Origin of the sequence: Mycobacterium sp. 236(2023), from assembly GCF_029623955.1 — a bacterium.
GTDB lineage: Bacteria > Actinomycetota > Actinomycetes > Mycobacteriales > Mycobacteriaceae > Mycobacterium.
Window position 1 is genome coordinate 782,815 of the sequence record NZ_JARSBP010000003.1, and the last position, 15,270, is coordinate 798,084.

The following is a 15,270-nucleotide window of genomic DNA, read 5'->3' on the forward strand; positions in this document are numbered from 1 at the left end:
CAGTGCAGTCTCAACAGCCACGTAGCGCAACGTCATTCGAAGATCGTCGAACCCCAGAACGTCGACGTGTCACCTTCCGGAATTCCTGGGGGACAGGCGAACACGGCTGAGCTGGTCGGCGTGACGTACTCGTTCATCGCGTCATCGCGCGAGATCGCGTTCTGCATGGGCACGAACTGCGTGATCGGATTCCGGACGAACGCGATGAAGAACAGTCCTGCGTCGAGGTGGCCGAAGCCGTCCGATCCGTCGGTGAAGTTGTAACCGCGGCGCAGGATCTCGATGCCACCGAGGTGTTCGGGCGACGCGAGCCGGACGTGGGCGAGCGTGTCGATCAGCGGCTCGTCCTTGTCGTTGGTCAGGTCGAAGTTGAGTTCCTCGAACTCGTCTTTGAGGCCCATCGGGGCGCCGCTGCCCTTCTGCCTGCCGACCACCCGCTCCTGCTCGAGCAGCGTCGTGCGGTCCCACTGCTCGATGCGCATCCGGATGCGGCGCGCGACGAGGTAGGAGCCGCCGGTCAGCCAGGCCGGGCCGTCACCGTCGGCGACCCAGACGAAGTTGTTCAGTTTCTGGGTCTCGTCGGAGCGCAGATTCGCCGTTCCGTCCTTGAACCCGAACAGGTTTCGCGGGGTCGACTGGTCGCGCGTGGTGGACGAGGTGCGGCCGAAGCCCAGCTGCGAGTATCGCACCGCGACGGTGCCGAACCCGATCCGCGCGAGGTTGCGGATCGCGTGGACGGCCACCTGCGGGTCGTTGGAGCAGGCCTGCACGACGATGTCGCCTCCGCTCTTGGCGGGATCGATCTGCTCGTTCATGAACTTGGGCAGATCGACGAGCTCGTCGGGTTTCTTGTCGGCGATGCCGAACCGGTCGACACCGTCCTTGAGGAAGAACGACGGCCCGAATCCGATGGTCAGCGTCAACTGCGACGCGGGCAGCCCGAGGGCCTCGCCGGTGTCCGACGGGGGAGCGTAAGGGTTCTGACCGGTGGCGCCGGCGGGGAACGCCTCCTTGCCCTGCGTCATCCGCTCAGCCATCTCGGTCCAGTCGGCCAGCATCTTGATGACGTCGTCGCGACTCTTCGTCGTCACGTCGAACGTCGCGAAATGCATACGGTCCTGGGCTTCGGTGATGATGCCCGCCTGGTGCTCGCCGCGGAACGGCACCGCGGTGTGCAGATGGTCGGGCGCCTTGGCTGCCGAGGCTCGCCCGGCCAGCGCTCCGGCACCCGCGGCTCCCGCCACGGCCACCGTCACTCCGGCGGCGCCGAACAGCTTGCGACGGCTGAGCCCGGACCGTTGCGGTTCGGGCTCAGCCGCCGACTCGGCGTTACTGGGGTGCGATGACACCTTGCACCTGGCTGACCTCCTTGCTCAGCGCGTCGATCGCGCGCGAGAGCTCTTGGCGTTCCGGCTCGGTCACCTTGTCGTACAGGACGAAGCCGTCGCCTTCACGGTACTTCTCCAACAGTGCCTCAACCTCTTCGAAGCGCTGATCCACGCGCTTGCCGAGATCGGGGTTGCGCTCGTCGAGGATCGGGCGAACCGACGCGACAGCGGTCTGCGATCCCTGCAGGTTGGCGTTGAAGTCCCACAGGTCGGTGTGGCTGAAGATGTCCTCTTCGCCGCTGATCTTGCTGGTGGCGATCTCGTCGAGCAGACCCTGGGCGCCGCCCGCGATCTGAGTGGAGTCGACCGTGAAGTCGGGGGCGCTGACGCCGGCCTGCAGTTCCTTCACGTCGGCGACGAGCTGGTCTGCGAGTGCGTTGGCGTCGGGCTGCAGCCCGGTGACCCACAGCTGCTTCTCCAGGGCGTGGAAGCCGGTCCACTTCATGCCGGGCTCGAGGTCGGCCTCGCGCAGGTCGATGCGGGGGTCGAGGTCGTCGGGGAACGACTCGGCGACGGGCTCGATGCGCTCGTAGTAGGTGCGCGAGGTCGGGAACTGGGCCTTGGCGCCTTCGACGTCGCCGGCCTTGACGGCCGCGGCGAACGATTCGACGGCCGGGACGAGGGCTTCGACCTGGCTGTTGACGTAGCGCTTGTAGTTGTCGGCGGCTTCCTTGAACTTGCCTTCGGTGTCGACGGTGACCTCTTCACCGGTGACGGTGTAGTCGCCGCGGATGCCGTCGCCGATCATGCCGGGCTTGCAGGCGGTCTGGTAGGTGCCGGGCTGCGTGAGCTGCACGATGAGCTTGCGCTGCAGTCCGGGGGAGATGTTCTCCACCTCGCCCATCACCCGCTCGCCCTCGTCGTAGACGTAGAACTCGGTGACCTTGGTGCCGTTGTTGGTGATGACGAACGTGTTGGCGCCGGTCTTGCCTTCGGTGCCCGACAACGTGCACTCCGAGTCCGACGCCTCGACGGTGACCTCGGCGGGCGCGGAGCCGCCGTCCTCGGAGGCGGCGGGCGCCTCTTCCTTGGCCTGGCAGCTGGTCAGCGCGAACGCCGCCAACGCTGCAGCGATCACTGCGGCAGAGGATTGAACCTTCACGTGGTGGACCTTTCGGGTGATGGGTTAGGAGTAGGGGTCTTGCCGTTTGTCGAATCAGCTTTTGTCGATGTCGCCGGACGCAGGAACAGGGCCAGCACGACGACGAGGTAGGTCAGGTAGAGCACCAGTTGGAGCACGGTCGGCGTCGGCGTGACGTTGAAAATGCCCTGGACGACTTCGCCGTACCAGGCCGACCAGTTGAAGGACTCGCTGATGTCGAATGCCTTGCTGGCCAGGCCCGGAAGCCAGCCGACGGTCTGCAGGGCACCGATTCCGTAGGACAGGATCCCTGCGGCGACGACGATCAGGAAGATGCCCGTGTACTTGAAGAATTTGGCGAGGTTGATGCTCAGAGCGCCGCGGTACATCCCGTAGGCGATCAGGCCGGCGATCGCGACGCCGACGATCAGCCCGACCAGCGGCCAGTTCGACTGGGCTTCGGCGTAACCGACCATGAACAGCGCAGTCTCGACGCCTTCGCGGCCGACGGCCAGGAAGGCCAGCGCGGTGATGGCCAGCGGGCCGGTCTCCAGCGCGCGGGCCATCTCGGTGCGGAGCTGACCCGACATCGACGCGGACGCCTTCTTCATCCACAGCACCATCGTCGTGACGATGACGACGGCGATCAGCGACGCCACGCCTGCGATGGCCTCGGCGCCCAGCCCGGTGATCGTGTGGGAGCCGAACTGGATGACGAGGAACACGGTCAGCGTCATCGCGATCGCGGCTCCGACGCCGAGCCAGACCCATTTCAGGGCGTCGCGGCGGTCGGATTTCACCAGGAACGCGACCAGGATCGACACGACGATCGCGGCTTCGAGGCCTTCACGCAAACCTATGAGTCCGCTGCCGAAAAGCTGTGAAGAGATGTTCGGGGCCGCGTAGTAGGAGGTGACCGCCAGGTCCGTGCCAGCAACCATCAAATTGTCCTCGCTATGCCGCGCGCTGCCTTGCTTTGGCTTACCAAAGCAAGGTGTGGCTCACCTCATCCCCGAAGCGCACAGTGAATGTACACCCGTGCCCCACGGCCCGGGGTCAGTCTTTAGTCCCTCGGTGCGTGGCAGCATGGGTGACAACCAGAGTCGGTTGAGGGAGTCCGGTGACGCGGGTGCGTTGGCTACAGGCGATAGCCGTGATCGGTGCGACAGCGCTGCTCATGGCTTCGAGCTGCTCGTGGCAGCTCGGGATCCCTGTTCCCGACGGTGTTCCGCCGCCACCTGGTGACCCGGTCCCGCAAATCGATACCTATGCCAAGGGTCGGCCGGCCGACCAGTTGCACGACTGGGCGGCCGAACGCGCGCCCGGGCTCGGCATCCCGGTGACGGCGTTGGAGGCGTATGCCTACGCCGCGCGTGTCGCGGAGGTGGAGAACCCGGACTGTCACCTGTCGTGGACGACGCTGGCCGGCATCGGCCAGGTGGAGAGCCACCACGGCACCTACCGCGGCGCGACGATCGCTGCGGACGGCGAGGTGACGCCGCCGATCCGCGGTGTCCTGCTCGACGGGTCCAACGGCAACCTCGAGATCCTCGACAACGACTCGGTCAGCCACGATCCGGCCGTCGAGAGCCCGGGCGAGGAGCCGTACGCCCGCGCGATGGGGCCGATGCAGTTCATCCCGGAGACGTGGCGGCTGTACGGCGTCGACGCCAACAACGACGGTGACATCAGCGCCGACAACATCGACGACGCGGCGCTGTCGGCGGCGGGATATCTGTGCTGGCGCGGGAAGGATCTGTCGAAGCCGCGCGGGTGGATGGAGGCGCTGCGGGCCTACAACCATTCCGATGCGTACGCCCGCAGCGTGCGGGACTGGGCGACGTCGTACGCCCAGGGACATCCGCTCTGACCACACCCGCCGATCACGCACGCTCTAGGCTCAACACCGAAAACGTCTGATCGAAAGACCCAGGAGGCGAAAGTGCCCATCATCGAGCAGGTCGGAGCCCGCGAGATTCTCGATTCACGGGGCAACCCGACCGTCGAGGTCGAGGTGGGACTGCTGGACGGGACGGTGGCCCGCGCCGCTGTGCCGTCGGGCGCCTCGACGGGCGAGCACGAGGCGGTCGAACTGCGTGACGGTGGGTCGCGCTACCTCGGCAAGGGTGTCGAGAAGGCCGTCGAGGCTGTGCTCGACGAGATCGCGCCCGCGGTGATCGGTCTCGGGGCCGACGAGCAGCGCCTCGTCGATCAGGCGCTGGTCGATCTCGACGGCACGCCGGACAAGTCGCGCCTGGGCGCCAACGCGATCCTCGGGGTGTCGCTCGCGGTGGCCAAGGCCGCCGCACAGTCGGCGGAGCTGCCGCTGTTCCGCTACATCGGCGGCCCGAACGCCCACATCCTTCCCGTGCCGATGATGAACATCATCAACGGTGGCGCCCACGCCGACACCGGCGTCGATGTCCAGGAGTTCATGATCGCCCCGATCGGCGCGCCCAGCTTCAAGGAGGCGCTGCGGTGGGGCGCCGAGGTGTACCACTCACTGAAGTCGGTGCTCAAGAAGCAGGGTCTGGCCACCGGGCTCGGTGACGAGGGCGGCTTCGCCCCCGACCTGCCCGGCACGAAGGCGGCGCTGGACCTGATCGGGACCGCGATCGAGGCGGCCGGCTACAAGGTCGGCACCGATGTGGCTCTGGCGCTCGACGTCGCCGCGACGGAGTTCTACACCGACGGCACCGGCTACGCCTTCGAGAAGGAGAACCGCACCGCCGAGCAGATGGCGGCGTTCTACGCCGACCTGCTGGGTGCCTACCCGCTGGTGTCGATCGAAGATCCGCTGTCGGAAGACGACTGGGAGGGCTGGGTCGCGCTGACCACCGCGATCGGCGACAGGGTGCAGCTCGTCGGTGACGACCTGTTCGTCACCAACCCCGAGCGGCTCGAGGATGGCATCGAGAGGGGTGCTGCGAACGCGCTTCTGGTGAAGGTGAACCAGATCGGCACGCTGACAGAGACTCTCGACGCGGTGTCGCTGGCCCACAACGCCGGGTACAAGACGATGATGAGCCACCGCAGCGGCGAGACAGAGGACACGACGATTGCGGACCTCGCGGTCGCCGTCGGCAGCGGCCAGATCAAGACGGGCGCACCGGCCCGCAGCGAGCGCGTCGCGAAGTACAACCAGTTGCTGCGTATCGAAGAGGAACTCGGCGACGCCGCCCGCTATGCAGGCGACCTGGCCTTCCCTCGACTGTCGCTGGAGACCAAATAGCCCGTGCCCGAAGCGAAACGGCCTGATCCTCGGCGGAGGTCTTCTTCGGCGAAGAAGGCCCCCGCATCGAGGCCCGGGAAGTCCAGTGACGCCGGGCGGGCCAAACCCCGCGCGATCGCGCCGCGTCGGGAGAGCCGCGCTACCGAGCCGCCGCAGAACGCGCCCGAGGACGCCGAGTTCGTCGACCTCGATACCGACGACGGGTCGCCGTCGATCCGGGAATCGATCATCGCGTCGGCCGAGGCGGCGGCCGAGCAGCGGTTCGGCTCGGCGGCGCGGCGGGCGGCGATCCTGGCCGCGGTGATCTGCGTGCTGACGTTGACGATCGCCGGTCCGGTGCGGACGTATTTCGGGCAGCGCACCGAGATGAAACAGTTGCAGGCCAGCGAAGCTCAACTGCGAGAACAGATCTCCGAGTTGGAGGAGCAGAGGGCCAAGCTCGCCGACCCGGTGTTCATCGCCGCGCAGGCCCGCGAGCGCCTCGGTTTCGTGATGCCCGGTGAGACCCCCTATCAGGTGCAGCTGCCTCCTGGCGCCACGCAGCCGAGCGTGGAGACGGGTGATCTGGCCGTGACGAAGAGCAACGACCCGTGGTACACGTCGCTGTGGCACACCATCGCCGATGAACCACATGGCATTTCGCCGACGCAGCCCCCACCGCCCCCGCCCGGTGCCCCCGTCGCACCCCCACCCGTTGCGCCCGGCGCACCCCCGCCCGGTGGTTGAGCAGTCAGATCTCGACGCGGTGGCGCGGCAACTCGGCCGGGAGCCCCGCGGAGTGCTCGAGATCGCCTACCGCTGTCCCAACGGGGAGCCCGCCGTGGTGAAGACGGCGCCGAAACTCCCTGACGGAACGCCCTTTCCGACGCTGTACTACCTGACGCATCCGACGCTGACCGCGGCGGCGAGCCGGCTGGAGTCGTCGGGGATGATGCGCGATATGACTGATCGGCTGGCCGAGGATCCGGAGTTGGCTGCTGCGTACCGTCGAGCTCACGAATCGTTTCTTGCCGAGCGTGATGCGATCGAATCGTTGGGGACGACTTTCTCCGGTGGCGGCATGCCCGATCGGGTGAAGTGCCTGCACGTGGTGATCGCCCATTCGCTCGCTAAAGGGCCGGGGGTCAACCCGTTCGGTGACGAGGCGCTGGCGGTGCTGGCGTCAGAGCCCGAGATGGCTGGAATCTTGGACAGGAAGGTGTGGGCGTGAGGGTCGCGGCGGTCGATTGCGGGACGAACTCGATCAGGTTGCTGATCGCCGACGTCGACGATGGCCGGCTGCGTGATGTGCACCGGGAGATGCGCATCGTGCGGCTGGGTCAAGGTGTGGATGCGACGGGCGAGTTCGCGCCGGAGGCGTTGGCGCGCACCCGAACTGCGCTGGAGGCGTACGCGGAGTTGATGCGCCGACACGATGTCGGCGCGGTTCGGATGGTGGCGACGTCGGCGGCGCGCGACGTCTCGAACCGTGCCGAGTTCTTCGCGATGACCTCGGAGGTGCTCGGTTCCGTCCTGCCGGGCGCGGTCGCGGAGGTCATCACCGGCACCGAGGAAGCCGGTCTGTCGTTCTACGGGGCGGTTGGCGATCTCGACTCTGCCGCTGCACCTTTCGTGGTCGTCGACCTCGGTGGTGGGTCGACGGAGGTGGTGCTCGGCCGCGAGGATGCGGACGCCGGGTATTCGGCCAACATCGGGTGCGTGCGTCTGACCGAGCGGTGTCTGCGCTCGGATCCGCCCACCGGGGACGAAATCGAGGCGGCCCGGTCGGTGGTTCGCGAGGCGCTGGCGAATGTGCTGCGTGAGGTGCCTGTCGAGAAGGCCCGCACCTGGGTGGGTGTTGCGGGCACGATGACCACGCTGGCCGCGCTCGCCCACAAGATGGACACCTACGATGCGGACGCCATCCACCTGTCCCGTGTGGGTTTCGACGACCTGCTCCGCGTGTGTGCCGACCTGTTGGCGATGCCGCGTGAACAGCGCGCGGCGCTCGGTCCGATGCACGAGGGCCGCGTCGACGTCATCGGCGGCGGTGCGCTGATCGTGCAGGAACTGGCCGCGGTGCTGGGCGAGAAGGCCGGCATCACTGAATTGGTGGTCAGCGAGCACGACATCCTCGACGGCATCGCGCTGTCGATTGCCTAGTTCTCGGCGCTAGTGCGACGCCACCCTGCGTAGCCGGGGCCGCCGCTTCGTCGGATCATGTTGGCCGCCGAGGGTGACCGCCAACAGCGCCATCACGGCGCCCAGTCCCAGGTGCAGCCAGTTGGTGGCGGTGTTGAGCGGGATGACGTGGGCGTTGCTGCCGAACTCCACGAGGATGCCGTAGAGCCAGAGCCCCAGATAGACCAGCGCGCCGCCGAGAAGGTAGGCCCGCGCACCCGCATACGTCCGCGCGAAGTAGAAGCCCGCCGCGCCGACGACGATATGCACGATGTTCAGCACCGCGGATACCGCGAATGTGCCGAAAAGGCTGGCGCCGGAATGCGCTCCGATCCACGAGAGCCGGTCCAGGTCAGCGGTGATGCCCGGGATGAATCCGAGCACGCCGATCAGCACGAGTACCCCGCCGATGATCATCGCCGCGCCTTGCACCGCCATGTATTTCGGTGGTGTGGACATCGGCACCTCCCTTCACGTCGCCCTGTTATTGACGTGCGTGATGGAGGACATACCCAACTTGGGGCGGGCATAACACCCTGGATCAGGACCGCAGGATCGGCCCCAGGGCGTCGAGAACGGCGGGATCTTCGATCGTCGACGGCACCGGTTCGTCACGTCCTGCCGCGAGCCCCCGCATCGTCTTGCGCAGGATCTTGCCGGAGCGGGTCTTCGGCAGCGCCGGGACGACGTCGACGAGCTTGAACGCCGCCACCGCGCCGATCTCGTCGCGGACCAGCTTGACGAGTTCGTCGGTGAGACCCTCGGTGGACGCACCGGACTTGACGACGACGAGCCCGCGTGGCGCTTGCCCCTTGATGTCGTCGGCGACACCGATCACGGCGCATTCGGCGACGGCCGGGTGGGTCGCCAGCACCTCCTCGATGGCGCCGGTGGAGAGGCGGTGGCCCGCGACGTTGATGACGTCGTCGATGCGGCCCATGACGAACAGGTAGCTGTCGTCGTCGAAGTGGCCGCCGTCACCGGTCAGGTAATAGCCGGGGTATTCGGTCAGGTAGGACGCCTGATAGCGGTCTTGGGCGTTCCACAGCGTCGGCAGGGTGCCGGGCGGCAGCGGCAGCCGGATGCAGATCGCCCCTTCCTTGCCGGGGGCGCAGTCGTGGCCCTGCTCGTCGAGGATGCGGACGTCGAAGCCGGGCATCGGGACGGTGGGGGAGCCCGCTTTGACCGGAAGTTGTTCGGCGCCCATCGGATTGGCGGCAATCGGCCATCCGGTCTCGGTCTGCCACCAGTGGTCGATGACGGGGATGCCGAGCTTCTCCGACGCCCAGTGGTAGGTGTCGGGGTCGAGGCGTTCGCCGGCCAGGAACAGATACTTCAGGCTGGACAGGTCATAGCCCTCGACGTACTTGCCCTCCGGGTCTTCCTTGCGGATCGCGCGGATCGCCGTCGGCGCTGTGAACAACGCTTTGACGCCGTGTTCGGACGCGACCCGCCAGAACGCGCCCGGGTCCGGCGTCCCGACGGGCTTGCCTTCGTAGAGCACCGTGGTGGCACCCAAAAGCAGTGGGGCATAGACGATGTAGGAGTGACCGACCACCCAGCCCACGTCGGAGGCCGCCCAGAACACGTCGCCGGGTGCGGTGTCGTAGATGTGCCGCATGCTCCACAGCAGCGCGACGGCGTGGCCGCCGTTGTCGCGGACGATGCCCTTCGGCTTGCCGGTGGTGCCCGACGTGTAGAGCACGTAGAGCGGATCGGTGGCGGCGACGGGCACCGGGTCGACGGGCTCCGCGCCCGCCATGGCGTCGTCCCACGACAGATCCCGGCCGTCGACGAGGTCGCACTGCAGCCGATCGCGTTGCACCACAACGCAATGCTTCGGTGGATGCTTGGTCATGCCGATCGCGGCGTCGAGCATCGGCTTGTATTCGACGGTGCGGGTGGGCTCGATGCCGCAGGACGCGGACACGATCACCGTCGGCCGAACGTCGTCGATGCGGACCGCGAGTTCGTGGGGGGCGAAGCCGCCGAACACCACGGAGTGCACGGCGCCGAGACGGGCGCAGGCCAGCATCGCGATGACGGCCTCGGGGATCATCGGCATGTAGATGACGACGCGGTCGCCCTTGCCGACGCCGAGGGCGCGCAACGCTCCGGCGAAGCGCGCGGTCTGGTCGAGCAGTTCGGCATAGGTGTAGGTGCGCTTGGTGTCGGTGACGGCCGAGTCGTAGATGAGTGCTGGCTGCTCGGCGCGGCCGTTTTCGACGTGGCGGTCCAGGGCGTTGGCACACGTGTTCAGCTCGGCGTCCGGGAACCAGCGGTAGAACGGCGCCTGGCTGTCGTCGAGGATGCGCTGCGGGGCTCGGGTCCAGGTCACGGCGGTGGCCGCGTCGGCCCAGAAGCTTTCAGGGTCGGTGATGCTGGCATCGAAGAGGTCGCGGTACCCGGGCATAGCAGCACCGTAGACCCTTCGGGCTAGTCTCTGGGCCATGACGAACCAACCCCCGCCAATCGGAGGGGTGCGCAGGCGCCACGTCACTGCCAACGGGGTCAATTTCCACGTGACAGAGGCGGGTCCGGAGGACGGCAGGCCCGTCCTGGCGCTGCACGGCTGGCCCCAGCACCATTGGGTGTACCGGGACCTGCTGGCCGACCCTCCCGCTGGCCTGCGCATGATCGCTCCCGACCTGCCCGGCTATGGATGGTCCGGGCCGCCGCCGCACCGCTGGGCGAAGGAGGATGTCGCCAGTGATCTGGTGGCCTTGGTGGATGCGCTCGGACTCGGGAAGTTTCTGCTCGTCGGCCACGACTGGGGCGGTTACATCGGACACCTGCTGACGCTGCGGATCCCCGAGCGCATCGACGCGTATCTGTCGCTCAACATCGCCCACCCGTGGGTGACGCCGAAGGCGTTGGCGCCGCACCTGTGGCGGTTCCTGCTGTATCAACCGGTGGTGGCGGCCTTCGGTGTTCCGCTGCAGCAGCGCACCAAGTATTTGGAGAAGGTGGTGTTCCGGGCGGCGGCCCCGAACCTGGACCCGGTGACGGCGCGGATCTACGCCGACCGATTCCGTGATCCCGTCGTGGCCCGCACGGCGCGCGACACCTATCGGACCTTCCTGCTGAAAGAGGTTCCGGCGTCGGTGCGCAACGGCGAGCGACGGTGGTCGACGGTGCCGACGCGGGTGCTGTTCGGCGGTGCCGACACGGCCATCCACCCGGATCTGGCCGCGGCCGAGACCGCGCGCGCCGACGACTACCAGATCGAGGTCGTCGAGGGCGGGCACTTCATCGCTGACGAGCAGCCACATCTGGTGCGCGCCAAGTTGATTGCGCTGGCCGAGGAGTTCCCGGCCCGCTAGCTTGCGCTCACTGCTGGAAGCGGTAGCCCATGCCCGCCTCGGTGAGCAGATGCACCGGGTGGGCCGGGTCGTCTTCGAGCTTGCGGCGCAGCTGCGCCAAATAGACTCGCAGATAGTGCGTTTCCTTGGCGTAGGCGGGTCCCCACACCTCTTTGAGCAGTTCTTCGCGACCCACCAATTTGCCGCGGTTGCGCACCAGCATCTCGAGCATGCCCCACTCGGTCGGGGTCAGATGAACTTCGGCGCCGCTCTTGGTGACCTTCTTGGCGGACAGGTCGACGGTGAACGACGACGTCTCGATCACCGGTTCGTCGGTCTCGGCGGCCGCCGCACCACGACGCACGGCGGCGCGGAGGCGAGCCAGGAATTCGTCCATGCCAAAGGGTTTGGTGACGTAGTCGTCGGCGCCGGCGTCGAGTGCCTCGACTTTGTCCGAGGAATCGCTGCGTGCCGACAGCACGATGACGGGGGCGGTCAGCCATCCACGCAGGCCGCCGAGCACGTCGATGCCCGACATGTCGGGCAGGCCGAGGTCGAGGACCACGACATCCGGTTTGTGGTCAGCGGCGATCCGCAGCGCGTCGGTGCCGGTGGCCGCGGTGTGCACCTCGTAGCCGCGCACCGACAGGTTGATCCGCAAGGCGCGCAGGATCTGTGGCTCGTCGTCGATGACGAGCACGCGGGTCTTGGGAGGTGTGGTCATGCTGGCGCCAAGTCTATTTCGACGGTGAGCCCGCCGCCGGGGGTGTCGCCGGCGGAGATGGTGCCGCCCATTGCTTCGACGAAGCCGCGTGCGACCGATAAACCGAGGCCGACACCGGTGGTGTTGTCGTGGTCGCCGAGGCGCTGGAACGGTGCGAACAGTTCGGTTTCGGCGCCGCGCGCGATGCCGGGGCCTTCGTCGGCGACGGCGATCAGCACCCGGTCGGCGATGGTGCCCGCCGTCACCCGGATCGGACCGTCGTCGGCGTACCGCAACGCGTTGTCGATCACGTTGGCCAGCACCCTTTCCAACAGGCCGCTGTCGGCCAGCACGACGGTGGCGCCCACCTCGACCTTGACGCGGTCGAGGCCCGCGCGGCTGATTCCGAGCAGTGCGCGGGGTACCGCCTCCTCGAGGTAGACCGGGCGTAGTTCGGGGCGAACCACGCCGGCCGCCAACCGCGACGAGTCGAGCAGATTGCCGACGAGCGCGGCGAGCTGGTCGACGGATTCCTCCACGGTCGCAAGCAGTTCCGCGGTGTCCTCGGGAGAGAAGCCGATGTCGTCGCTGCGCAGGCTCGACACCGCGGCCTTGGCGCCGGCCAGCGGCGTACGGAGGTCGTGGCTGACGGCCGACAGCAGTGATCGGCGCAGTTCGTCGGCCTGCGCGATGGCTTCGGCCTGGCCGGCCTCCTCGGTGAGTTCGCGCTGGCGGACCAGTCCGGCGGCCTGGTTGGCCACCGCGCCGAGCACCCGCCGGTCGCGGGCGGCGAGCTGACGTCCCGACATCAGCATCCAGAACTCTTCCGGCGCTTCGTCTGTCCCGACCTCGATGGCGGTGTCGGCTCCGTCGACCGTCACGCAGGGATCTGTTCCTGCACAGCCTGCAACGCTGCCGTCGCGCCGGACCAGGCTGACGGACCGTTGCGAGTATGCCTCGCGGACACGCTCCAACAGGGTGTCGAGGTCGGCACCGCGCAGCACCGATCCGGCGAACAGCGCCAACAGCTCGGCTTCCCGTGCAGCGAGGCGTGATTCGCGGGCGCGGTTGGCGGCACCGTCGACAAGCACGGCGACTGCGACCGCGACGGCCAGCAGCACGACGATGGTGACCGCGCTGTCGGGTTCGGAGATCGTGAACGTGTAGCGCGGCTCGGCCAGGAAGTAGTTGAGCAGGAATCCGGACAGGACGGCCGAAAGGGCCGCCGGTGCAACACCTCCGAGGAGCGCGACGACGAGTACGCCGATGAAGAAGATCGCACTCTCCCCACCGATACCGAGGAAACGGTCCAGCACCGTCGCCGCGGCGGCACAGATGGCCGACGGCACCACGATCGCCGCGAGCCAGGACGTCGCGTGCCGTTCGCGCGGGGTGATCCTGGCCCACAGCGAGGTTCCGCGTGCCTCGTCATGGGTGACCATGTGCACGTCGATCTTGCCGGAGTTCTGCACCACCGACGCGCCGATGCCTTCGTCGAAGATGCGCGCCCACCGCGATCGCCGGGAAGTCCCGACCACCAGCTGGGTGGCGTTCATCTCACGCGCGAAATCCAAGAGCGCAGCGGGGACGTCATCGCCGATGACGGTGTGCAGGGTGCCCCCGAGGTCAGTCGCCAGCGCGCGCACCCGGCCCATCTCCGGAGCGGATACCCCGGACAGTCCGTCGCCGCGGACGACATGGACCACCATCAGTTCGGCGCTCGACTTCGACGCGATACGCGATGCCCTGCGTACCAACGTCTCTGATTCCCGGCCGCCGGTGACGGCGACGACGACGCGTTCACGCGCCTCCCACGTCGCGGTGATCTTGTTGTCGGCCCGGTACTTCTCCAGAGCGGCGTCGACCTGATCAGCGAGCCACAGCAGTGCCAGTTCTCGCAGCGCGGTGAGGTTGCCGCGCCGGAAGTAGTTCGACAGCGCGGCATCGATGCGTTCGGGCGCGTACACGTTTCCGTGGGCGAGCCTGCGCCGCAGTGCTTCCGGGGTGATGTCGACCAGCTCGATCTGGTCGGCGGACCGGACCACTTCGTCGGGAACCTTCTCCTGCTGCTCGATGCCGGTGATCTGGGTGACGACGTCGTTGAGGCTCTCCAGGTGTTGGACGTTGACGGTGGTGACCACGGTGATGCCGGCGTCGCGCAGTTCCTCGATGTCCTGCCAGCGCTTCGGGTTTCTGCTTCCCGGTGTGTTGGTGTGCGCGAGTTCATCGACGAGCACCACCTGCGGGTTGCGGGCCAGGACGCCGTCGACGTCGAGTTCTCCGAAGCTGCGGCCGCGGTACTCGATCATCTTCGGGGCTACGGTCTCGATGCCGTCGAACAGTTCGGCGGTCTTCTTGCGGCCGTGGGTTTCGACGACCGCGGCCACCAGGTCGGTGCCACGTTCGAGCCGGCGGTGGGCCTCACCGAGCATCGCGTAGGTCTTGCCGACGCCGGGAGCTGCGCCCAGGTAGATGCGCAGCTCCCCGCGTTTGGCGCGGTGCGGTGGTGATGCCACAGATCCATCATCCACGGCACTGCCTCTCAGCGATGTGAACTGTCCAGTGCCAGGTTGAGCTCGAGCACGTTCACGGTCGGTTCACCGAGGAAGCCCAGTGCGCGTCCGTCGGTGTGCTCGGCCACCAGGGCGCGGACTTGCTCGGGGCTCTCACCGCGGGCAGCGGCGACGCGGTCGACCTGCAGGTCGGCGTAGGCGGGGGAGATGTCGGGATCCAGCCCGCTGCCGCTGGCCGTGACGGCGTCGGCGGGCACTGCCGGATCGGATGCCGCACCATGGATCGGGACGATCTGGCCGTGCGAGAAGTCGCTGCCGTCGTTGCACTGCACCCGGACTCCCTCATAGGTGTCCAGGAACGGGGCCGCGGTGGTAGCGCACGGTTCATTGACGCTGACGACCCTGGTCGGGTGGACGACGGTGCCGGTCGCGTGACGAGGACCGATCACCGACAGCACCGCGCCGACGCCGCCGCCGGTGCAGTAAGGCCGGGTTCCGTTGACGCCGTCGAGCTCGCCGACGGCGAGGCTTCGTGAACACACCAGCGTCAGCAGGCTGGCCTTGTCGGGAGTATCGACGATGCTCTCCGGCCCCAGGTTGGACGCGCTGGTGGCCATCGGGTCGTAGCCGTCCCCGGCAGCGGATGGCCTGCCCTGGAAGTACTGCGGCAGCGGGTTGCCGTCGGCGTCGGTGTAGAGCTGGCCGATGAGGCTGCTGCCCACGGGCGCTCCGTTGACCTCGACGATCGAGCCGTCGGCCTTGTCGGACAGCAAGGGTGCCTGGGCGATCAGCCAGACGAGCAGCGGATAGCCGAGTCCAAGCACGACGGTGAAGACGAGCAGCGCGCGCAGCGCCGCCCAATGCTGGCGAATGATGCTGGAGATCAACATG

The 15,270-nt window shown here is 67.7% G+C and carries 14 protein-coding genes; 6 read left to right on the plus strand and 8 right to left on the minus strand.

Annotated features, from left to right (window positions below):
* Positions 1 to 32 precede the first annotated feature (32 nt).
* From efeB to efeU, 3 genes are read right to left on the minus strand one after another with little or no spacing between them, the layout of a single operon-like run.
* Positions 33 to 1,349: an iron uptake transporter deferrochelatase/peroxidase subunit gene (efeB, locus tag P9A17_RS15015; RefSeq protein ID WP_278039425.1), complete on the minus strand. Its 1,317-nt coding sequence runs from the start codon at positions 1,347 to 1,349 to the stop codon at positions 33 to 35.
* Complete coding sequence (efeO, locus tag P9A17_RS15020; RefSeq protein ID WP_278039426.1) at positions 1,330 to 2,490, minus strand: iron uptake system protein EfeO; 1,161 nt, start codon at positions 2,488 to 2,490, stop codon at positions 1,330 to 1,332. Before efeO ends, efeB begins: the two co-directional genes overlap by 20 nt.
* The gene (efeU, locus tag P9A17_RS15025; RefSeq protein WP_278039427.1) at positions 2,487 to 3,410 is read right to left on the minus strand and encodes an iron uptake transporter permease EfeU; all 924 of its coding nucleotides are present in this window, start codon (positions 3,408 to 3,410) and stop codon (positions 2,487 to 2,489) included. Before efeU ends, efeO begins: the two co-directional genes overlap by 4 nt.
* 179 nt (positions 3,411 to 3,589) lie before the next feature.
* On the opposite strand from efeU, the gene P9A17_RS15030 reads away from it, so the two are divergent.
* From P9A17_RS15030 to P9A17_RS15050, 5 genes are all read left to right on the plus strand, one after another.
* The gene (locus tag P9A17_RS15030) at positions 3,590 to 4,339 is read left to right on the plus strand and encodes a lytic murein transglycosylase (protein ID WP_278039428.1); all 750 of its coding nucleotides are present in this window, start codon (positions 3,590 to 3,592) and stop codon (positions 4,337 to 4,339) included.
* A 72-nt stretch (positions 4,340 to 4,411) separates the two neighbouring features.
* Positions 4,412 to 5,701 carry a phosphopyruvate hydratase gene (gene eno / locus P9A17_RS15035; protein WP_278039429.1) on the plus strand — a complete coding sequence of 430 codons (1,290 nt, stop codon included), beginning with the start codon at positions 4,412 to 4,414 and terminating at the stop codon, positions 5,699 to 5,701.
* 3 nt (positions 5,702 to 5,704) lie between these two features.
* Complete coding sequence (locus P9A17_RS15040; protein WP_278039430.1) at positions 5,705 to 6,427, plus strand: septum formation initiator family protein; 723 nt, start codon at positions 5,705 to 5,707, stop codon at positions 6,425 to 6,427.
* Complete coding sequence (locus P9A17_RS15045; protein WP_278039431.1) at positions 6,420 to 6,911, plus strand: DUF501 domain-containing protein; 492 nt, start codon at positions 6,420 to 6,422, stop codon at positions 6,909 to 6,911. Before P9A17_RS15040 ends, P9A17_RS15045 begins: the two co-directional genes overlap by 8 nt.
* A complete protein-coding gene (locus P9A17_RS15050; RefSeq protein WP_278039432.1) occupies positions 6,908 to 7,843 on the plus strand; it encodes a Ppx/GppA phosphatase family protein in 936 nt (311 codons plus the stop codon). Before P9A17_RS15045 ends, P9A17_RS15050 begins: the two co-directional genes overlap by 4 nt.
* Before the next feature lie 9 nt (positions 7,844 to 7,852).
* Here the strand turns inward: P9A17_RS15050 and P9A17_RS15055 are convergent, their stop codons facing one another.
* Both P9A17_RS15055 and P9A17_RS15060 read right to left on the minus strand, forming a co-directional pair.
* Complete coding sequence (locus P9A17_RS15055) at positions 7,853 to 8,320, minus strand: DUF4383 domain-containing protein (RefSeq protein WP_278039433.1); 468 nt, start codon at positions 8,318 to 8,320, stop codon at positions 7,853 to 7,855.
* A gap of 82 nt (positions 8,321 to 8,402) precedes the next feature.
* Positions 8,403 to 10,274 carry a propionyl-CoA synthetase gene (locus P9A17_RS15060; protein ID WP_278039434.1) on the minus strand — a complete coding sequence of 624 codons (1,872 nt, stop codon included), beginning with the start codon at positions 10,272 to 10,274 and terminating at the stop codon, positions 8,403 to 8,405.
* Between the two features lie 37 nt (positions 10,275 to 10,311).
* Between P9A17_RS15060 and P9A17_RS15065 the strand changes: the two genes are divergently transcribed.
* Positions 10,312 to 11,184, plus strand: coding sequence for an alpha/beta hydrolase (locus P9A17_RS15065; protein WP_278039435.1), 873 nt, complete (start codon positions 10,312 to 10,314; stop codon positions 11,182 to 11,184).
* Positions 11,185 to 11,191: 7 nt separating this feature from the next.
* Here P9A17_RS15065 and P9A17_RS15070 read toward each other — a convergent pair whose 3' ends face one another.
* The 3 genes from P9A17_RS15070 to P9A17_RS15080 are packed head-to-tail and all read right to left on the minus strand — an operon-like array spanning position 11,192 to position 15,269.
* The gene (locus P9A17_RS15070) at positions 11,192 to 11,887 is read right to left on the minus strand and encodes a response regulator (RefSeq protein WP_278039436.1); all 696 of its coding nucleotides are present in this window, start codon (positions 11,885 to 11,887) and stop codon (positions 11,192 to 11,194) included.
* A complete protein-coding gene (locus P9A17_RS15075; RefSeq protein ID WP_278039866.1) occupies positions 11,884 to 14,412 on the minus strand; it encodes a sensor histidine kinase KdpD in 2,529 nt (842 codons plus the stop codon). The genes P9A17_RS15070 and P9A17_RS15075 overlap by 4 nt, the downstream gene beginning before the upstream one ends.
* On the minus strand, positions 14,409 to 15,269 hold the full coding sequence (locus P9A17_RS15080; protein ID WP_278039437.1) for a potassium-transporting ATPase subunit C: 861 nt from the start codon (positions 15,267 to 15,269) through the stop codon (positions 14,409 to 14,411). The genes P9A17_RS15075 and P9A17_RS15080 overlap by 4 nt, the downstream gene beginning before the upstream one ends.
* Position 15,270: the final 1 nt, after the last annotated feature.